The sequence below is a fragment of the Silvibacterium sp. genome (assembly GCF_047605705.1).
GTDB lineage: Bacteria > Acidobacteriota > Terriglobia > Terriglobales > Acidobacteriaceae > Silvibacterium.
The window spans coordinates 90,102-109,369 of the sequence record NZ_JASGFD010000005.1 but is presented as its reverse complement, the minus strand read 5'-3'; the positions used below and the strand labels follow the sequence as shown (position 1 = coordinate 109,369).

General features: G+C 61.9%; 21 protein-coding genes. 7 read left to right on the top strand and 14 right to left on the bottom strand.

The window, feature by feature from the left end; all coding sequences use genetic code 11:
- Nucleotides 1–49: 49 nt before the first annotated feature.
- From QM649_RS03325 to QM649_RS03310, 4 genes are all read right to left on the bottom strand, one after another.
- On the bottom strand, nucleotides 50–418 hold the full coding sequence (locus QM649_RS03325; protein ID WP_415197585.1) for a metal-sensitive transcriptional regulator: 369 nt from the start codon (nucleotides 416–418) through the stop codon (nucleotides 50–52).
- A gap of 8 nt (nucleotides 419–426) precedes the next feature.
- Nucleotides 427–2,781, bottom strand: a complete 2,355-nt coding sequence (locus tag QM649_RS03320; protein ID WP_415197584.1) for a heavy metal translocating P-type ATPase — start codon at nucleotides 2,779–2,781, stop codon at nucleotides 427–429.
- Between the two features lie 9 nt (nucleotides 2,782–2,790).
- On the bottom strand, nucleotides 2,791–3,003 hold the full coding sequence (locus QM649_RS03315; protein ID WP_415197583.1) for a heavy-metal-associated domain-containing protein: 213 nt from the start codon (nucleotides 3,001–3,003) through the stop codon (nucleotides 2,791–2,793).
- Nucleotides 3,004–3,129: 126 nt separating this feature from the next.
- Nucleotides 3,130–3,840, bottom strand: a complete 711-nt coding sequence (locus QM649_RS03310) for a hypothetical protein (protein ID WP_415197582.1) — start codon at nucleotides 3,838–3,840, stop codon at nucleotides 3,130–3,132.
- Between the two features lie 141 nt (nucleotides 3,841–3,981).
- Between QM649_RS03310 and QM649_RS03305 the strand changes: the two genes are divergently transcribed.
- Entirely contained in the window at nucleotides 3,982–4,926 is a 945-nt protein-coding gene (locus tag QM649_RS03305) for a LysR substrate-binding domain-containing protein (protein WP_415197581.1), read from the top strand.
- Between the two features lie 16 nt (nucleotides 4,927–4,942).
- Here the strand turns inward: QM649_RS03305 and QM649_RS03300 are convergent, their stop codons facing one another.
- A complete protein-coding gene (locus tag QM649_RS03300; protein WP_415197580.1) occupies nucleotides 4,943–5,470 on the bottom strand; it encodes a nuclear transport factor 2 family protein in 528 nt (175 codons plus the stop codon).
- A gap of 219 nt (nucleotides 5,471–5,689) precedes the next feature.
- Between QM649_RS03300 and QM649_RS03295 the strand changes: the two genes are divergently transcribed.
- Entirely contained in the window at nucleotides 5,690–7,048 is a 1,359-nt protein-coding gene (locus QM649_RS03295; protein ID WP_415197579.1) for an FAD/NAD(P)-binding protein, read from the top strand.
- Between the two features lie 32 nt (nucleotides 7,049–7,080).
- Here QM649_RS03295 and QM649_RS03290 read toward each other — a convergent pair whose 3' ends face one another.
- Nucleotides 7,081–7,917, bottom strand: coding sequence for a glycosyltransferase family 2 protein (locus QM649_RS03290; protein ID WP_415197578.1), 837 nt, complete (start codon nucleotides 7,915–7,917; stop codon nucleotides 7,081–7,083).
- A gap of 87 nt (nucleotides 7,918–8,004) precedes the next feature.
- Between QM649_RS03290 and dapA the strand changes: the two genes are divergently transcribed.
- Nucleotides 8,005–8,943, top strand: coding sequence for a 4-hydroxy-tetrahydrodipicolinate synthase (dapA, locus tag QM649_RS03285; protein WP_415197603.1), 939 nt, complete (start codon nucleotides 8,005–8,007; stop codon nucleotides 8,941–8,943).
- A 675-nt stretch (nucleotides 8,944–9,618) separates the two neighbouring features.
- Here dapA and QM649_RS03280 read toward each other — a convergent pair.
- On the bottom strand, nucleotides 9,619–10,440 hold the full coding sequence (locus QM649_RS03280) for a class I SAM-dependent methyltransferase (protein ID WP_415197577.1): 822 nt from the start codon (nucleotides 10,438–10,440) through the stop codon (nucleotides 9,619–9,621).
- An 80-nt stretch (nucleotides 10,441–10,520) separates the two neighbouring features.
- Here QM649_RS03280 and QM649_RS03275 point away from each other — a divergent pair, with 80 nt between their 5' ends.
- On the top strand, nucleotides 10,521–11,366 hold the full coding sequence (locus QM649_RS03275; RefSeq protein WP_415197576.1) for a 2,3,4,5-tetrahydropyridine-2,6-dicarboxylate N-succinyltransferase: 846 nt from the start codon (nucleotides 10,521–10,523) through the stop codon (nucleotides 11,364–11,366).
- Between the two features lie 64 nt (nucleotides 11,367–11,430).
- On the opposite strand, the gene QM649_RS03270 is transcribed toward QM649_RS03275, so the two are convergent.
- Together QM649_RS03270 and QM649_RS03265 are read right to left on the bottom strand one after the other, a co-directional pair.
- Nucleotides 11,431–12,174, bottom strand: coding sequence for a hypothetical protein (locus QM649_RS03270; RefSeq protein WP_415197575.1), 744 nt, complete (start codon nucleotides 12,172–12,174; stop codon nucleotides 11,431–11,433).
- On the bottom strand, nucleotides 12,167–12,508 hold the full coding sequence (locus tag QM649_RS03265; protein ID WP_415197574.1) for a PadR family transcriptional regulator: 342 nt from the start codon (nucleotides 12,506–12,508) through the stop codon (nucleotides 12,167–12,169). Before QM649_RS03265 ends, QM649_RS03270 begins: the two co-directional genes overlap by 8 nt.
- Nucleotides 12,509–12,622: 114 nt before the next feature.
- On the opposite strand from QM649_RS03265, the gene QM649_RS03260 reads away from it, so the two are divergent.
- The gene (locus tag QM649_RS03260; protein ID WP_415197573.1) at nucleotides 12,623–13,417 is read left to right on the top strand and encodes a DUF3050 domain-containing protein; all 795 of its coding nucleotides are present in this window, start codon (nucleotides 12,623–12,625) and stop codon (nucleotides 13,415–13,417) included.
- Between the two features lie 60 nt (nucleotides 13,418–13,477).
- Here the strand turns inward: QM649_RS03260 and QM649_RS03255 are convergent, their stop codons facing one another.
- Complete coding sequence (locus QM649_RS03255; RefSeq protein WP_415197572.1) at nucleotides 13,478–13,981, bottom strand: DUF3592 domain-containing protein; 504 nt, start codon at nucleotides 13,979–13,981, stop codon at nucleotides 13,478–13,480.
- An 82-nt stretch (nucleotides 13,982–14,063) separates the two neighbouring features.
- Here QM649_RS03255 and QM649_RS03250 point away from each other — a divergent pair, with 82 nt between their 5' ends.
- Complete coding sequence (locus QM649_RS03250; protein WP_415197571.1) at nucleotides 14,064–14,624, top strand: TlpA family protein disulfide reductase; 561 nt, start codon at nucleotides 14,064–14,066, stop codon at nucleotides 14,622–14,624.
- A 123-nt stretch (nucleotides 14,625–14,747) separates the two neighbouring features.
- Here QM649_RS03250 and QM649_RS03245 read toward each other — a convergent pair whose 3' ends face one another.
- A complete protein-coding gene (locus QM649_RS03245; protein WP_415197570.1) occupies nucleotides 14,748–16,295 on the bottom strand; it encodes an FAD-dependent thymidylate synthase in 1,548 nt (515 codons plus the stop codon).
- Between the two features lie 333 nt (nucleotides 16,296–16,628).
- Between QM649_RS03245 and QM649_RS03240 the strand changes: the two genes are divergently transcribed.
- Nucleotides 16,629–17,378, top strand: a complete 750-nt coding sequence (locus QM649_RS03240) for a YqjF family protein (RefSeq protein ID WP_415197569.1) — start codon at nucleotides 16,629–16,631, stop codon at nucleotides 17,376–17,378.
- Nucleotides 17,379–17,444: 66 nt separating this feature from the next.
- Here QM649_RS03240 and QM649_RS03235 read toward each other — a convergent pair whose 3' ends face one another.
- The 3 genes from QM649_RS03235 to nuoI form a co-directional block, all read right to left on the bottom strand.
- Nucleotides 17,445–17,723, bottom strand: coding sequence for a hypothetical protein (locus tag QM649_RS03235; RefSeq protein WP_415197568.1), 279 nt, complete (start codon nucleotides 17,721–17,723; stop codon nucleotides 17,445–17,447).
- Nucleotides 17,724–17,861: 138 nt separating this feature from the next.
- On the bottom strand, nucleotides 17,862–18,440 hold the full coding sequence (locus tag QM649_RS03230) for a PPC domain-containing DNA-binding protein (RefSeq protein WP_415197567.1): 579 nt from the start codon (nucleotides 18,438–18,440) through the stop codon (nucleotides 17,862–17,864).
- Nucleotides 18,441–18,548: 108 nt separating this feature from the next.
- Entirely contained in the window at nucleotides 18,549–19,043 is a 495-nt protein-coding gene (nuoI, locus tag QM649_RS03225; RefSeq protein ID WP_415197602.1) for an NADH-quinone oxidoreductase subunit NuoI, read from the bottom strand.
- Nucleotides 19,044–19,268: the final 225 nt, after the last annotated feature.

The following is a 19,268-nucleotide window of genomic DNA, read 5'->3' as shown; positions in this document are numbered from 1 at the left end:
CGGGATGCCATATCCGGCATCCCGCTTTTGCCACAGATACGACTACACATTACCGCGCGTTACGGTAGATCATCTCCAGCAATTCGTCGTACATCGCCTCTTTTTCCTGCGACGTGCCTGTCTCAATGGCATGCGTTGCGCAGTGCGCAAGATGATTGCGCATCAGGGCGCGAGCCACCGCCCGCAGCGCCTCCTGCGCGGAGGAAACCTGCATGAGAATGTCCGCGCAGTACCGGTCGTCTTCCACCATCTTGCGAATGCCGCGAACCTGTCCCTCGATGCGACTGAGACGACGCAGGTTCGAGGCGCGGATCTCAGCATCCACGCCAATAGCCTTGCGGCCGCCCTCCTCCACACCGTGCACCGCGCAGGCATGCACCGCATCCGGCTTTGTCGCGCTCTTTTTTTTCGCCGTCATTCTCTCCCTCACCCCAGCCGCATCCGGCTGAGCCGCACACTGTTCATCACTACGCTGAACGAACTCATCGCCATCGCTGCGCTCGCCAGCACCGGGCTCAGCAGGATGCCGAACGTCGGATAGAGCACTCCCGCCGCTACCGGGATTCCCACCGCATTAAACACCAGCGCCCAGAAAAGATTCTGCCGCATCACACGCATGGTAGCGCGGGAAAGAGCAAGCGCAATCGCAACTGACTTCACGTCGCTGCGCATCAACGTCACCTCACCGGCCTCGAGCGCTACATCCGAGCCCGTGGCCATAGTCACGCCCACATCGGATTGCGCCAGCGCCGGGGCATCGTTGACGCCATCGCCCACCATCGCAACCACGCGACCCTCTCGCTGCAGGCTTCGCACCGCGTCCACTTTGCCTTCAGGCAGAACGCCGGCGACCACTTCATCCAGGCCAATACCCCGCGACATGGCAAGCGCGGTGCGTTCGTTGTCGCCCGTCAGCATCACGACGCGAAGCCCTAAGTCGCCAAGCCCCCTTACGGCTTCGACCGCATCCGGCTTGATTGTATCCGCCACGGTGACAATTCCCTTCACGACGCCATCGACCGCAACCCACAGGGCTGTCTGTCCTGCATCCGCAGCCCGATCGGCGGCATCGGCCAGGGCCACTGTTCTTACACTGTACTTCTCCATGAGTGTGCGATTGCCCACCAGCACCGCATGGCCTTCGACGATACCGCTGACGCCAAGTCCAGTGAGCGCCTCAAATTGCTCGGCTTCCGGCATGCCTTCTCCGGCATGGCGCAACAGCGCACCGGCCAGCGGATGTTCACTGGCCCGCTCGAGCGACGCCGCCATGCGCAGCACTCCCGCGCTATTTGTAGCATCCGCGGTGACGATATCGACCACCTCCGGACGCCCCATGGTGAGCGTTCCAGTCTTATCGAAGACAACGGTATCCACCTTCGCCAGGCGTTCGAGTGGCACGCCCCCTTTGATGAGCAGACCTTCCCCCGCACCGCGCCCGGTGGCTACCATGACCGCCGTCGGCACGGCGAGACCCATCGCGCAGGGGCATGCGATGACCAGCACAGTCACTGCTGCGGCAAGCGCCTGCGCCACTCCTGCCGCAGGATCGAACCAGCTCCAGGCGGCAAATGTAACAACGGCGATAGCCAATACCACTGGCACAAATACTGCGCTCATGCGGTCGGCCAGATTCTGGATCGGCGCACGCGACCCCTGCGCTTCGCGCAACAGGCGCACAATCTGTTCCAGCGTGCTCTCTGCGCCAACCGCCGTCGCACGATAGCGCAACACGCCGCGTTGATTCATCGTGCCGCCAAGCAGACCGCTGCCAGCCATCTTTTCAACCGGCATCGCTTCACCGGTAAGCATCGATTCATCCACGCTGCTGTGCCCTGCGAGGACTTCCCCATCGGAAGGCACGCGCTCGCCTGGCCGGACAATCACAACCTCGCCCGCCTGGATCTCCGCAACCGGTACATCCAACTGCGAACCGTTACGCACCACGCGCGCCGTCTCCGGCCGCAGAGCTGCCAGCCGATGCAACGCAGCCACGGCCTGCCCTTTCGCCCGCGCTTCGAGCGTGTTGCCCGTGAGCACGAAGCCAAGAATCAGCAGCCCGGCCTCGTAATACACATCCGGTGCAACTCCATGAGCGGCAAACCAGTGCGGAGCCACGGTCGCCGCGGCGGAATCGAGAAAGGCCGTACCTGTACCCAGCGCGACCAGCGTGTTCATGTCCGCAGTGCGATGGCGGAGAGCGCTCCATGCCTTGATATAAAAACGGCGCCCCGTCCACCCGACGATGACAGCCGACAGCAGCAGCATGCTCCAGCGAAGAGCCTGCGGCGGCACGGCAAAGAGCCACGGCGCGACAGCCTTCATCGCTGGATCGAGAACACCCATGGACCAGTGCAGCACCGGATCATGCATCGCGCTCGACGCATGTCCAGACGACATCAGAGGCATCGACAGAATCATCGCCACAACGCCCGCCGTCACAGTGACGATCGCTTTCAACCGCAAGGCACGATACTCCGCGGCCTGGGCCTTGCTTTCACGATCCTGCGTCGCGACAGCCGAAGCGTCATCCACGGGCATCTCCGCGCCGTAGCCGGTGCTTCGCACCTTCTCCACCAGTGCGGCAATTGAGGTTGCCGATGGATCGAAGCTGACCGTGGCCTGGTGCAGCATGAGATTCACCGTCGCCTCGTGCACACCACGCTCGGCCCCAAGCGCCTTCTGCACGAAGGCCTGGCAGGCCGCGCAGGTCATCCCCGTCACAGGGAAACTCACGCGCTCAATGCCGCCCGGCTTTGTCTCGATTGTGCTGCCTGCCATCGCGCCCTCTTACTGCGCCACGCGCGCTGGGAAGCCGATCTGGTTTACCGCAGCAGCCGCCTCTTCCGGTGTCGCGCCTGCGCTCAGCACCACTTCCGCCGAACCAACCTCGACCGATTTCACCTTCGCGCCGACCACCCCTTCCAGTGCCTGCGTAACGCGCCGCACGCACGCCCCGCAGTGCATGCCTTCGATTGCCAGCTTTACCGTGTTTTCAGCCATTGCCAACATTTCTCCTCACACTCAAGATGCCTATACCCCCCAAGGGTATTCAAAGAATGGCTAAAAATGCAAAAGCCGCCATCCCCAGTTGGGACGGCGGCTGTCTTTGCAACGATTTAGCCCGGCTCAGTTGCCGCGCACACTTAACTCGTCCACTTCATGCTGACGCTCGGCATCCAACTGGCGAATGACTGTGAGCCCCTGCTCATTCAGCAGGAAGAGCGTACCCGTCTCATCATTGACGAGCCGCTGGGTAACAGCTGGAATCTTCGCCAGCACCTCCTCACCTCCATGATTCTCGAGGGCTACAACATCGAGACTGTGAGCCGGAGTTGTCCGAACCGGTGAGGAAGCCGTCTCCGTAGCCAGCAAAGCATGCGCTCCAAGCATCTCCACAGGGCCGGGAAGCGAGACCGCTTCAAGCGTAGGCTTGGCGGCCTTGCGCAGGTTCAGCAGAGCCGTGGCTCCGTTGTCGCGATAACGAATCAGTTCGCGATCGACTCCCGCAGGCTCCACAAAGTCATACGCTCCCTGCGCCGCAACGGCCTGCCGCGTCACCACGTGAATACGCGAAGGATTGCTCACGTCCAGCACCAGCAGGTGCGCTCCCCGCTTCTGTTCCACGTAGAGATACGTGCTTCCGGCTCCATCGCTGTGCAGCATCATCGCCTCGCCCGGAGCCTGCGCCTCCTCTGGAAGACTGGCCGGCGTCACTACTGCCACATCCTGGCTCGCGGCAACATGCTTCGCCTCGCTCAGCTGGGGGATCGCGATTATGGCCACTCCAAAAGTCAGAGCCCGAATCAGGCTCAAGTTCCGAACGGACAAGTCATTCATGGGTGTTTCTCCTTTACAAGATCAAGTCTCGACCTGCCGCACACCCCACGTCCAAGCAGGAATTGTGATGCCCTATAAGCTGCGCTCGCACGCTCCACCGCCCGGCCTGCAACAATAAAGCGACAGGTCTCCACCTACGCCATGATTGAAAACTTCCGCCTCCGTGTTTTTCGCGCCGTCGCGCACCATCTCAACTTCAGCCGTGCCGCCGAGGAACTGCTACTCACGCAGCCCGCGGTTACGCAACAGATCAAGGCGCTCGAAGACGAGTTCGGAGTTTCGCTCTTCGACCGTTCCGGCGGACGCATCTCGCTTACACCCGGCGGAGTCGCGCTGCTACCCTTCGCCGAGCAGATCAAGATACTCGGTGACGATGCGATCGCCGCAGTCTCCGCGGCTGCGGGCAACAACACGGGCGAACTGCTCCTTGGAGCCTCGCAGACCATCGGCCAATACCTGCTGCCGAACTTTATCGCCGGCTTTCTGCGCGCCTATCCTCGCGTCCGCGTGCATGCGCGCAGCGGCAATACCGATCAGGTGCTTGAATCGCTGCTACGCCGCGAGATTCAGATGGCGCTCGTCGAAGGTCCTGAACAGCGGAAGGACATCCATATCGAACCATTTATGGAGGATCATCTGATACTGGTCGTGCCCGCGGCGCATGAATGGGCCGATGCAGAGATCGACCTTGAACAGCTTCGCTCGCAACCGGTGTTGTTCCGCGAATTCGGTTCAGGACTGCGGCGTGTCGTCGAACAGGCGCTAATGGCAGCTGGCCTCAAGCCACGCGAATTGAACGTGCCCATGGAGCTCGATACGAATGAAGGCCTGCTCAATGCGGTTGAAGCCGGGCTGGGTGTCACCTTCATCTCGCGATGGGCGGCACGCTATCCGCTGGCGCTCGGCACACTCAAAGTGGCGCGGATACGCGGTCTGCAGCTGTCACGACGGTTTTCCATGGCGTATGTTGCGGGCCCGGAGCCGGCCGGCAACATAGGCGCGTTTCGCGCCTTTCTGCGTAATGCCGCGCTCGAGAGCGCGCCACGCCCACGCCGGCGTGCGCAGGCGAAGGCTCCCCGCAGGTAAGCCTTCGCCGCTCCGATCACTTTGCCAGCGTATGGTGGTCGTAGCTGACGACGCGGGTTATCTTCCACGTGCCTCCGCTGTATTGCCAGATATGCAGAAACTTCGCCTCACCCAGCGGCTCCGTATCGTCATGCCCTGGATGATGGAAGCGGTGCACACCGACCTCGATCGCGCCATAGTTTGCGATGGGGTAGACCTCGAGCGTGCCGGGAACGAGCTCTCGCGTGGCCTTGCCGCAGATGTTTTTCTTCACGGCTTCGACCGTAGCCGCGCGCCCACGGCTGAGACCGCCGCGATCATGGTAGAACTCGAGATCTTCGGCCAGAAAAGAACCGAACTTCTCCAGATCGCAATGGTTGTAAGCATCGAAGAGCTGCGTATCGAGCGCTTGAATGGTCGAAAAAAGCGCGTCGGGAGATTCCGCAGGCGGAGTCTGACTCTTCGCGTCTGTCTGAGCATGCAGGCAGTTGCCAGACAGCACAAGCAGTGCGACCACAGGCAGAATACGTACCATCCACTTCTTCGTGTCAGTAAAGATCTTCATTGCTTTGCCTCCGCGTATGCATGACGATACGAGGCTTGCGAAGGAACAGTTCCTGAAAGATCGAGACAAAGAATCGGAATAGGGAAACAGCAGGATGAAAGAAGTATTCCCCGGGCGATCACGGATATATTGGGCTGCTGTAAGCTTCCACGCTCATTTCTGCGTCTTTATTTTTGCGTCCATGTTTCGTATGACTGTTTTGGCGGTATCGCATTGCGCGTGAAGTTGGCTGGTGTTCCCACTATCGCGATCGTCGGTGGAGGCGTCAGCGGTGCACTCACGGCGTTTCACCTTCTCCGCCAACCCGCGGCCCCGTGTGTCGTCATCATCGATCCCGGTCCACGCCTGGGACTGGGACTCGCTCACTCCACACCCAGTCCGCGCCATCTGCTGAACGTACCCGCAGGCAAAATCAGTGCCTTGCCCGATCAGCCCGATCATTTCCTCAACTGGCTCCGCGCACATCATGACACCGCAGCCACACCAGGCACGTTTGCCCCGCGCTTTCTCTTCGGCAACTACGTCTCTTCGCTTCTCGAAAGCAGCCCGGGACTCCAGGCGATCCGCGGCTCGGTACTTGAGTGCCGGCCTTACGGTGCAGGCCATCGTCTTGCTCTGGATAATGGGCAGCTCCTCGATGCAGATTTCGTCATCCTGGCCCTGGGCAACTTCCATCCCGCGCCGCCGTCCGGCCTTGATCCCGCAGCGGAAGCCTCCGGCCTTTACAGTCCTCACGCCTGGCACCCGCGCGCCACAGAGGCCATGGCTCCCGAGGCGACCGTCGCTCTCATCGGCAGCGGCCTCACCGCCGTGGATGCGCTGCTTCGCCTTCGTGAGATCGGTCATCGCGGCACGGTAGTCGCCATCTCTCGGCACGGACTTTTGCCCGCTGCTCACGCGCCAACGAATCCGCTTCCAGAATCCGCCATCGCAGCCGGAACTCAGCCGACCTGCGCTACCTACACGCGTGTCCTGCGCCAGGCCATCCGTGACGGTGCACCGTGGCGCGCCGCAGTCGACAGCCTGCGCCCACACAGCAACACCTTATGGCAGCGCCTTCCCGCCGCCGAGCAGCGTCGTTTTCGTCGTCACCTGCAGCGCCGTTGGGATATCGCCCGGCATCGTATGGCTCCCGAGGCTGATGCCGCGATCCAGGACGAGCTTGCTGCCGGCACGTTGCTTCTGCGGAGAGGCCGCGTCATCGCCATCGAACTTGAGCAGAACGGGCAAGCCTTGCACCTCACCCTGCGCACTGTTTCCGGCCAGGAAAAGCTCGCGGCCGCCCGTGTCATCCACTGCACCAGTCCGAACATCGACTATCGCCGAGTTCCCTCGCCGTTACTGCATGACCTTTTCCATCAGGGCCTGGCCACAACCGGCGCACTCGGCTTCGGCTTTGCCAGCACGCCCGAAGGCGCGCTGATCGGCCCAGACGGCATGCCCTCGTCCACACTCTTCACTCTGGGACCCAGCCGCATCGGAACCCTGTTCGAGTCGACGGCCGTACCGGAGATTCGCGCGCAGGCTGCCAGCCTCGCAGAGCTGCTCGGTGAACGGATTGCCGCACATGCTTGCTGACGCGGCACGGTTCACTGTATCCGTAAGCAGACTCAGCTACCGTGCACGCCAGTCGCACGTTCCCGCTCGATCTCGCGGGTCTTCAACACAATGAAGTATTCGTAGATCGACTGCAGCGTCGCATAGGCGACGCCTGCAGCACCGTCCAGCACCGCACGCCGCGCAAACATCATGTAGGCCCACTTAAGCAGCGGACGAGCCGGCATACGGTAGAAGAGCGCCTTCTGCGCCACTCTGCGGGAGTGGAAATCCCTGCCGAAAAAGGCCTCCCTCCACGAGGCCTGCGCAAGAGAGAGCCCATCGGCCACTACGCGCGCCTCCATCGTCGAATAGACATTGTGCTTATCGATCCAGTGCCGGATTCCCTTCGAAAACGGGTAATGATCGAGCGGCGCGGCCAGGTCGCCGATTGCGCCGTCCACCTCCAGCACCTCGTTGATCTCCCGCGTGTAATGCGCCCGTCCACGGCGCACCAGCCGGATGTAGTACGGCGAGATCTGCGCATGCTTCAGCCACGTCCCCATGAAGAAGTCGCGACGGCGCAGCCGGTAGCCATTCACCCCTGCCTCGGTCAACGTCGCAACGCGCTGCATCTCCGCCACAAGCTCCGGCGTGGGGCGCTCATCGGCGTCGAGGATGAAGATCCACTCGTGCCGGAAGGCGAGTTCTTCGAGAGCTGCGTTTCGCTGCCTCGCATAGCCGTCAAAGAGGCGCTGCGTAAAGACAGCGCCATGCGCAACGGCTATTTCCTCGGTGCGATCCGTGCTCATCGAATCGAAAACATGCACGTCGTCACACCAGGCCACGCTTTCGAGGCAGCCCGGCAGGTCCTGCTCTTCGTTCTTCGTCAGGATGAGCACCGAAATCATAGGGCTATTTTAGAGACTCACCGGCTCCCCACCATGGATCGCCGCGTTTCTCTTTTGCGCGCCGCCCCCTGTAAACTCACTATCGTGATGGATGCACCGACTGGCTGTGGTACTGCCCTCGTCACTCCCTTCCGCGCCGATGGGAGCCTCGACGAACCTACTCTTTACAACCTTGCGCAATGGCAGGTGGAAAGCGGCATCGACTGGCTCGTTGCCTGCGGCACGACCGCCGAAACGCCGACCCTGACCGACGAGGAATGGCTGCGGGTGATCCGCATCATTACCGAGGCCGTGGCCGGACGTATCCCCGTCTGGGCCGGAGCCACGCATAACTCCACGCGCGAAGCCGCGCAGCGCGCCGCCCTCGCCGCCAAGATCCCCGGCGTTACCGCCATCCTTACGGCGAACCCCTACTACAACAAGCCCAATCAGGAAGGCCAGTTCCAGCACTTCCGCGCCGTCGCACAGGCGACCGCGCAGGTTTCGGATCTGCCCGTCGTCCTCTACAACATCCCCGGCCGCACCGGCACCAATCTCGAGCCGGCAACCGTGCTGCGGCTCATCGATGCCGAGCCGAACATTGCCGGAGTCAAGGAATCGAGCGGCAGCCTGCCGCAAATCACCGAGCTGCTCACGCTGGTGCCGCGCAGCTTCCACGTCTACGCCGGAGATGACAACATGGCCCTCGGCACCATCGCGCTCGGAGGCGCCGGGCTCGTCTCGGTCGCATCGAACCAGATCCCGACGGACATGACCGCGATGATGCACGCCGCCCTGGCCAACGACTGGACCACAGCGCGTCGCCTCAACCGCAAGTACTTCCGCCTGCTGCAGGCCAACTTCTGGGAGACCAGTCCCGGCCCGGTGAAGGCCGTGATGGCCATGATGGGCAAGCTCGAAGAACACTACCGCCTGCCGATCGTGCCGGTCGCACCCTCGACCCGCGCCAAGCTCGAACGCATCGCCGGCGAACTCGGCCTGCTGGTACACGGACCGCAGCCGGAAGGGGACCTGGGGCTGTTTTAGCCTCGGCTCTTTTCAAGAGATGTCATTCCAACCGGAGCGGAGGAAGTGAGCGAAGCGGAAGAACCCGCAGTTCTCTTATCACACGAAATCCGGGTGCCCCACCCATGACAGGCAGCTGGTCACGGGTGGGTCTCACATAAATCTACGATCCAGGCACGATTCCCCGACTAGATGCGTAGAGTGCCGCAGGGAAGGCTTGCACGTGCGCGCCGCATATTCAAGCCTTAGAGACCTCTGCGCGATGCAGTAGCATAGCGAGCATGAACGTAATCAGGCCGAGCCGTGCATGGACAGGAATGTCAGCACTACTGATGCTCCTGACTGGGTTCACGATTACATGGGTTATCGGCGGACGACCAGAGATGGACTGCTTCGCTCATCGGCCATATACGACGTACTCCGCCGTGTTGCATACAAGCTACTACCATGTATGGCAGGTTGCTGTTCAAGCAATGATTTGGTCACCCTTGATTTCAATTCCCGCTTGCTTCTTGGACAGGAAAAAAGGATATGCCGCGATAGCCCTCCTCTTATGGCTACCCCTCATCATCCTTAGCGCCCTCCGCATCGGGTGCAACTAACAGCTCGGGTTAAACGCTGGGGCCAGAGGACGGATGTCTCCTCGTGGTAGAAAGTTTGCCCAGTGTCTGGCTGTTCGGCCACTGAATGACAAGCCTAGTTCTTCACCCCAACCACCTCCAGATACTCATTCACCACCTGTGTCCGGCCCGGGCCTCCGCTGTTGCTTTCATTCCAGAAGGCTTCGAGATCGGCCGCATAGCCGGCCTGCGCTTCCTCATCGAGCCGCTCGAAAATCATCCTGACCGGACCGAAGTATTCGCGAAAGAACGCAACCGTCTCCCTCGGGGAGAACGGAAAGTCCAACTCCACCGCCCGCATCGCCGTGGTTACGCGAAATCCCACCGCCTCAAGCCGCGCCGTAGCGACAGCCGGATTGCCCCATAGCGCAGGCGAAGGAATGCCCTCTGGCGGCGGCAGATACTTCCGTGCAATGGCCGACATCCTCCCTGCGCCTCCGGCAGGATTCCAGTTGGCCATCGCCACGCGGCCTCCGGCGCGGCACACCCGCGCCAGTTCGCGCGCCACAACCTCCGGCCTCGGCGCGAACATCGCCCCGAACATGCTCATCACCACATCGAAACGTCCGTCAGGGTAGGGCAGCGCCTCGGCGTCGCCTTCGTCGAAGGCCACATCCAGGCTTTCTTCAGCTGCTCGCCTCCGCGCCTGCTCCAGCAGGTTCGGCGCGATATCCACGCCCGTGACCCACGCTCCGGTCCGCGCCGCCGGGATCGCCAGATTCCCGGTGCCGCAGGCAACATCCAGAACATCTATCCCCGGACCGAGCCCCAGCCGCTCGACGAAGGCCTCTCCCTCATTTGCCGCGTAGCGGGCGATCTGCCCGAAGTCCCCTGCCGTCCAGGTTCTATGCGCCGCTGCCTTTGCAGTCGCCAGGTCGAACTCCGCCATCTCATCCATCGCGCGCCCATGATATCCCGGCCACATAGCGGCTAGCCGTCTTTGTGGCTGACTGCTAACCGCCTTTAGACTATGAACAAATGTCCGAAAGCACGCTTCAGTCCCAGATTCAGCACTATTTTGCCGCCGGCGCAGCAGTCATCGGCGATCCGGCCGCGATGGCCGCCTTCCTCGAGCTTCGCTCGGCCCTTGAAGCCGGCACTCTGCGCTCTGCCGAACCCGACGCGACCCAGCCTACCGGCTGGCGCGTGAATGCCTGGGTCAAACAGGGTATCCTGCTCGGCTTCCGCCTCGGCACGCTCGAGGCCGCGGGCACCGATCTCTCCTTCGTCGACAAACACACCTACCCCGCTCGTACCTTCACCGCCGAGCAGGGCGTCCGCGTGGTCCCCGGCGGGTCTTCGGTCCGCGCCGGAGCCTATCTGGCGAAGTCGGTCGTCTGCATGCCCCCGATGTACGTCAACGTGGGTGCCTACATCGACGAAGGCACCATGGTCGACTCGCATGCCCTGGTCGGCAGCTGCGCCCAGATCGGCAAGCGCGTGCACCTGAGCGCTGCAGCCCAGGTCGGCGGCGTCCTTGAGCCGGTCAACGCCAGCCCCGTCATCCTGGAAGACGATGTGCTCGTTGGCGGCAACTGCGGCGTGTACGAAGGCACTATCGTGCGCAAGCGCGCCGTGCTCGCGGCCGGCACCATCCTCACCCGCGGCACACCGGTGTACGACACCGTGAACGGCACCGTCCTGCGCGCTACCTCCGAAACGCCGCTCATCATCCCCGAGAACGCCGTCGTCGTCGCCGGCTCGCGCTCTATCCAGAAAGGCAAGGCCGCCGAGTGGGGCCTCAGCGTCTACACGCCGGTCATCGTGAAGTATCGCGACGAAAAGACCGACCTCAGCGCGACGCTCGAAGACCTGCTGCGCTAAACCTGTTCCTTCGCAAATGCAAAGACCGGCCTGCGGGCCGGTCTTTCTTATTCCCGCGATGAGTTCACGGAACAAGAACGCCAAAGCGCGTATCGATCACGTGCAGCGTGGCAAAGGCGTGCGAGGTCGAAAGTCCATCCGCGCGAAAGAGCACCATCAGCCCCTCATCGTGCGTCACGGCGCGCAGCTGCCGGTTCAGCGTTGCGCTGAAGAGATTCCCCGTATCCATCGTGTCGTAATCCCCGGCACGCAGATGCTCGCGCAGCGCTGTCGTCACCTGCTGCGCTTTATCTTTGTCGAAATAATTCGCGCGAACATTCTCGATCACCCCACGGATCACCCGTTCGCGCTCCGCCGCATCGATCTCCGGCACGCCGCTCACGCCTTGACCAGCGGTCGCCTGCGATGCGTAAGCCGCATCCAGGCCCTGCAACGTGCCTTGCCAACCACCCGAGCGCGCCACACCGCCGTGGTTCAGGAGAAAAAGGAACAGGCTCAATGCCAGCAACGCAAAGACTGCACCGATGATGAAGCTCCCTGGCTGCGGCGGGCGCTCTTCGACCATCCAGAACATGCCGCCGCCCGCGACCTGCGGTTGCGCCACACGTGGACGCCTCAGGTTGCGCACATGCTCGCGTGGCAGCGATAGCACGAGATCGCCTGCAAGCTCGAACCACAGCCATAACCGCGCCAATCCATGCTCCGCATGCAGACGCTCACGCACCAACTGCAACGCCTCGTCTCCGAACTCCCGGCGAAAGCGGGCCGGATAGAGCCGCAAAAGCAATGCAAATATCCGCTCAGACATAGTCCCCCCGGAAGATCTTGTTTACCCGCGCCGCACGCAGCAGATATGCCATCCGATCGGCCTCGTGCCGCGCCACCTGCCGCCCCTCCGCCGTCAGCCGATAGAGCCTGCGCCGGCTATCCTCATCGTCCGCGCGGCTCACCTCTTCGATCAGCGACTCTTCCAGCAGTGTCTGAATCGAGCCATAGAGCGTTCCCGGTCCCATGCGCATGCGGCCGCCCGTCTGCTCCTCCACTTGCCGCATGATCGCGTACCCGTGCAAATCCTCACCGGCCAGCGCGACAAGAATCTGGAAAGCAGCTGCCGGGAGTGGGTCAAGCTTTCGTTTCGGCATCGCAACCTCGTTTATCGATATATCGATAAACGACTGTACTCCCGAAACGACACACCCGCAAGCTGGAAATGCCAGCGCCGTCCCCTGCGGACTTCCCCTGCGCGATAATGGAGAGTGAATACCGCGATCCCTGCCCCGCACGCTGCCGCCGTCGACATCGAAGCCCGCATCGCTCCGCTCCGCGAAAAGCTCGCCGCGCACCCGCTCTATCTCGAGATCCGCACCGTCGCCGAGCTGCGCCTCTTCATGGAGTCGCACGTCTTCGCGGTATGGGACTTCATGAGCCTGCTCAAGAGCCTGCAACGCACACTCACCTCGGTGACCGTGCCCTGGGTGCCCACGCGTTTCCCCGCGAGCCGCCGCTTCATCAATGAGATCGTTCTCGGCGAAGAGAGCGACGTCTACGACGGCCAGCCCGCGAGCCACTTCGAAATGTACCTCGCCGCTATGCGGCAGGCCGGAGCCTCGACCTCGGCGATCGACGCGCTCATCGGCCACGCGCCGACCGGCAATGTAATCTTCGCCGCAGACACGCCCGCCGAGGCCCGCGCCTTTGTCGGCGATACCTTCCGCATCATTGAACGCGGCACGCCCGCAGCGCAGGCAGGCGCCTTCGCCTTCGGACGCGAAGACCTCATCCCGGCCATGTTCCGCGCGCTGGTGCGCGACCTGAACCGCGAACTCAGCGGACGGCTCGACCGCTTCGTCTGGTATCTCGAGCGCCATATCGAGGTCGATGGCGAAGATCACGGCCCGCTCTCGCTCGGCCTGGTCGCCGATCTCTGCGGCGACTCGCACGAGCGCTGGGAAGAAGCCGCAAAGGCTGCCGAGTCTGCTCTGCGTTCCCGGATCGCGCTGTGGGACGGCATCCTCGCGCGTATCGAAAAGCACCGCGCCGCCGGCCGCTAAAGCGCCTTCCGGAAAAAATCACCGGGTGCCCCACGTCTCGACTCTGAGACGTGGGAAGGTTTATGCCGCAATCGAGAGCGGCTTGCTCCAATAGAACCAATATCCGAACCAGACTCTACGAATCGCGGAGGCGGCCAAAGAAAAGAGGACGCCCAAGATGCCGAACACCAACGGCAATAGCCAGAGCTGAAGAAAGCTCTTGATACGCGCAGAAGCAGGCTTCTCCGGACGATAGAGTATGCGCACCCGATCACCTACTGCATATACAGAAGGGTTCGAATACGTGTCGGACTGAACCCGATGCTCGGAGCCGTCCTTTGCCTGAAACCGAAACTCAGGTGCATATGACGTCGCGGTCACACCATCTTCAGTGTCTACACGCTGAACCAGCGCCGCCACAATACCATCTGCCTCAATACTATTGGCACACCACCACGCCCTGTAGCCCGTAAAGCCGATTCCAAGCATCAGCGCGGCCAGACCACTCCAGAAGCAAATGAACATCACGAAGACTCCCCAAGCAGTGAGCGAACTCTTGATCCAATCTCTAATCATCGCGAGCATGGAAAAAGCATAACTCGCTCCGCACTACACTTATGAGCGCAGAAATCGCAGCGAGTATTCTGCGCTATCCTAATTTCCAACCATGCGCCCACTCAAAGCACTCGTTCCGCTCGCCCTTGCCTTCACCCTCGGACTCTCCGCCCATGCCGCGGACCAGGCCACGGACGCCAAAGAGGCCGACGCCTTCGTCAAAGGCACGCATACCAAGGTCGGTGATACCTCGCCCGCAATCTCGGTGGACGAGCTGTCCGGTGGCACTTTTAACCTCGCTCACGAGAAGGGCAAAGTCGTGGTCGTGAACTTCTGGGCGACGTGGTGCGGCCCCTGCCAGGTGGAGATGCCCCGCCTCGAAAAAGAGGTCTGGGAGAAGTACAAGGCAAACCCGAACTTCGCCATGGTGGCCATCGCCCGTGAGCAGACCAAGGACGTCGTCGCCGGCTTCGCAGCCAAGCACGCCGCCTATACCTTCCCGCTCGCCTACGATCCGCAGCGCGAGGTGTACAAGCATTTTGCCGACGTGGGCATTCCGCGCTCCTACGTCATCGACCGGCACGGTGTGATCGTCTTCCAGAGCGTCGGCTACACTGAATCCGATTTTTTAGGGCTCGAAGCCGCGCTCGATAAGGCACTGGCTGCGAAATAAGCGCACCTTTCACAGAAAGAAGGGCCGGAAGCACGCAGCTTCCGGCCCTTCTTGTCTTGCACGGCACCCAACTCGCGACCAACGGGAGCGGGAGCCGAAGGCGATTCGCGCCACGCGCAGTGGCTAGCGTTTGAGGAGGTCTACTGGCTCGTTTACGTTGGTGACGCGGAAGTACCGCGCCAGCGCCGGATGCCGGGCCTCGACAGCCTTGTACATCTCCCACGCCACGCGGCGGTAGGAGAAGTGTCCCTGCGGAGCCGAGCGCAGCTCAGAGATATAGAGCGCCTCGGCGAAGTCCATTTTGAAGAGCGAACGGTTCCGCGTGCCCAGTGGCAGCAGGTATTGTGCCCGCTCGGCGGCCTCGGGCGTTGCGCCCGCAGCCAGCTTTGCGTAGACCTCATGCGCTGCCGTCATCGCTTCGGTATAGCGGGCCTCAAGACCAGCCTCGGCCAGCCCCTCGGGCACATCGAAACCGTGCAGCGAGGTGAAGGGCTGCATGATCTGCGTGCACTTGCGATGGCGGTGCATATCGCGGAAGCCGCCGATATCCATCAGGATGTCGAACTTGAGTGCCTGCCCTGCCGAGAACTCGCGCAGCAGCTCGTCGTGACGGCCACGATGGCGAATTCCCAGCTCAATAATCTCGTTGCGGCGCACCTCGTCGAGCGAGGCCACCCGCTGCTGAATCTGCCGGTAAGGATAGTGGCAGGCGCCGTAGAGCAGCGTCGTAGCCAGCTCCACTTCGAGGCTCGGATCGGCCTCGACCAGGTCTACGACCGGAGCCGCATCGATCAGCTCCGAGCCCATCAGTTCCGCGGCAGCCTGTTTCAGCTCGGCGCGCGTGCGGATCTCGTACTCGTTCGGCGCGGCGTATTTCACCAGCGTGGGAGCCACATGCACCGGACGCGTCAGAATCTCCGAGGTCCGCTCTCCCAGCTCCACGTCCACCTTGCGGATCTCGTGCTGTACCGCAGCCATTTCTTCCGCGCGCACGTTCCAGGCTGAGCCGCTGGCGGCTTCGCGCAGCTTCTCCCCCAGCTCGCGAATCTCGGCAAACGGGCTCGACAGCAGCCGCGAGACCTGCGTCTCCAGGGTGCGGGCGTTTACGATCTGGCCGAGCGACGTGTTGGTCGCCAGCGGCAGAAGGTAGCGGGCAACGTCGAAGGCCCGAGCCTTGAGGGTGCGCTCGTAAGCCTCCGGCTTCATCTCCTCAGGCTTCGCGATCGAGCTCTTCAGGCTCTCCGTAACGCCCTCGGCGACCTCGTGATAGGCGGCAAAGAGGGATTCGATCCCCGCCTTGAATTCCGTCTCCGAGGCGATATCGCCCGTGAAGTGCGGCAGATACCAGCCACTGGTGCGGAAGTTCTGGTAGCGCGTCGAGCGCTCCTGCCCGTCCCAGCGCTGCTCGTCCACCAGCACGATCGCTGCCAGCAGCGACAGCCGCTCGATGGCGAACGCCAGGTGCGCCAGGTCCGCAATGGAGCGGTGCCCGTACTGAAAATAAAAGGTATTCAGGAACTGCTCGGCCCGCTGGCTCGAGATCTCCCTGAGCGACTCTTTCATGGAGAGCGCCGAGCGCGAGTACTTGGCCATGGCGTAGGCCAGCACCTCGGGGTCCGCCCCGTGCACTGCAAACACCTCTGTCCGATTCCTTGGCTGCTCCGCTTCCATGATTCCTTTGGCCTCCCGGCCTTCTTCCTTGACCTGCATCTGCTACAGGATACGGTATCCTCAGCTCTATTGTTGTGTCCTGAGCTGTGAGTTACTCGCGCCCCATTCGGCCCTCCCCCATTTGCCGGATGGTCTTTTATGACGCAGTAGGAATCCAAGGAAAGCAACGTGAGCAGAGCCCAAATCCCTGAGCTTCCGCAGCAACTCTCTTCGTCTGCCCCGGGTCTATCTACCATGAAGCGGTTGCCGCAGTCGCGCCCTTCCTCCCGCATGCGCGATATTCTTTCGGACACCAGTCATCGGCCCTGGCCACTCCCCTCCGCCCACTGGAGCATGACCCAGCGCTGGAACGACCTGCTGTTTGCGCACTGGCCGGTTCCGGCCTCGCAGATTGCCTCTCTGATCCCCTCCGGCCTCACCGTGGACACCTTCGACGGCTCCGCCTGGGTGGGCGTCGTTCCATTCTGGATGGATCAGATCCGGTTGCGCGGCCTGCCCGCCATTCCCGGTCTCAGCCGCTTTCCCGAGCTCAACCTGCGCACCTACGTGCGCGAGCCGCATACCAACCTCGGCGGCGTCTATTTCTTCTCACTCGACGCCGGCAACCCCATCGCCGTCACCTTCGCCCGCACCTTCTACCGGCTGCCCTACTACTGGTCGAAGATGAAGATCGAGCACTGCGGCAATCGCGAATTCGCCTATTCGAGCGAGCGCCGTTTTACCGACAACCGCGCCCGCTTCCGGGCCCGCTACCGTTCGCTCGGGCAAGCCTCCGACAAACAGGGGCTGGAGCAGTTCCTGACCGAGCGCTATGCCCTCTACACCGCCGGTCCGGGCAAAGCCGGCGAACGCGACGCCATCTTCAAAGGCAATATCCACCACCTGCCCTGGCCGCTCGAGCGGGCCGAGGCAGAATTTGAGATCAATGAGCTGCCCGCGGCGCACGGCATTCAGCTGCCGGATATTCCTCCGGTGCTCCATTACAGCCGCGAGCTCTTCGTCTATGTATGGGCGATCGATCCACTGCCTGCGCTGGTGCCGAACCCCGCCGCCACGCCGGTTCCGGCTCCGAAACCGCTGTAAACGCAGATGGGCAGCCTGTAGAGGCTGCCCATCTGCTCTTCAATTACGCCCACTGCAGGCTATCGGTCACTCCGTCCGCTTGCGGAGGAAACTCTCGATCCCCTCGACCATGGCTTTCGGATTGAACTCGGCGCGGATCACCTCATCCGGGCACTCGCTCTCGTGCGAGACCCGATAGTTGCAGATAAAGAGCACATCCTGCCCGGGCCTCTGCTCCTTGAGCTGCTGGCAGAGATGCTCGGCCACAGGGATGCGTCCGTCGCCCTCCACGTCAATCACAGCCAGATCGTAGACACGCCGTCGCGCCAGTTCGAGTGCCTCCTCGGGACCCAGAGTGGAGTCCACCTGGTAGCCATGAAGACGCAAAATCTGATCGCGCAGTCCTAGGATCGTCTCCCTACTGCACACGTGAAGTATTGTGGGGCCCGAGTCAGTCATAGAGGGTCGTTGGCCCATTCTACTCCTCGGGCGATACGCCTGGCTTCACTCTGGTTTCGGATCGATGAGCGTGAGATCCGTATCCGGATCGAAGCGCTTTTGCATGCCGATGGGGTCGACCGTAACCATCACCTCCAGCGTGGGCCTGACCTGCATCTCCACCACGTGTCCGGCGCGCGCGGAGCCGTCGGGCATTCCCAGCACGGCATGCGCATGCACAGCAGGTTTGCCCTGGTACTCGGCAATATCGCCGCTCATCGAGGCGACTTCCATCTGCCCGGTGTAGGGCGTGATGCGATAGATCTTCTTTGCCGCATCGAACCAGCCCAGTTTTGCCGCGGCGATGGCTCCGATCGCGGTAAAGTGCGCGCTGGTCACGTGATACTCCTGCGCGAACCGGGCAAGACCGCTGAAGGCCTCATCGCCGGTGTAGAAGATCACCGCGTACTCCTTCACGTCACGGTTCGAAGACAGCAGCTGCACCTTCATCCGCGGCGCAGAGCCGGAGGGCTTAATGGTTTTTGGAGAAACCTCCACAGGCGTACCGATGGTCACAGATTGAGACCATCCCGCAGCAGAAAAGCAGAAGGCCGCGATCCCCGCGGCCCAGAGTATCTTTCGCATCCTCTCTCCTCACATCGCAAACCAGCATAGATACGGCGCGAAGCACCTGCCTGCTTGGATGAAGGGAAAGAAGATTCTGTTCTCTTTCCTGCTTTTTACTGCTTCGTCTTATTTGACGGAGTCGGAGTGCGCGGCCAGTTCACCCGGCATGGCGACGGTGGGAACCAGCATGTCTTCCTTGCGCATGACCAGATTGGTGGCGTTCAGCGTGGCCAGCTCGAAGCCATGGCCATGCGTGATCGCATCAGTCGGGCAGGCCTCCACGCAATAGCCGCAGAAGATGCACCGGTTGTAGTCAATGTTGTAGACCTTCGCATAACGCTCGGCGCTCGAGATACGCTGCTCGGCGGTGTTCTCAGCAGCCTCGATGTAAATGCAGTTGGAAGGACAGGCGGCTGCACACAGGAAGCAGGCTACGCACTTCTCCAGACCATGCTCGTCGCGCTGCAGCACGTGCGCTCCACGGAAGCGCTCTTGGAAAACAGCTCCCCGAAGCGGTCCCGGTCCATCCGGATAATTCTCGACCTCGGTAGGTTGGAACATCTCACCAAAGGTGATGCTCATTCCCTTCGCAATTCCGGCAATGTTGCGCACGATCGACATGCCCACCGTTATATACCTCCGGCACGGGCAAATCCAGCACTCGGTCAATAAATCCATTAAGTCATTGCAGATAAGAAGGTTACACATCAGCGTAATTGTGAGAAAACTCACATATTTTGTCTCCTGGGTGAGACAACCTGCGCGGCCTTTTCGCCATTCACTCAGGCCTCAGATAGGGCCTCGACCTCGACGGTGGCCCATTCAAGCCCGGTTTTGGCTGGAGTA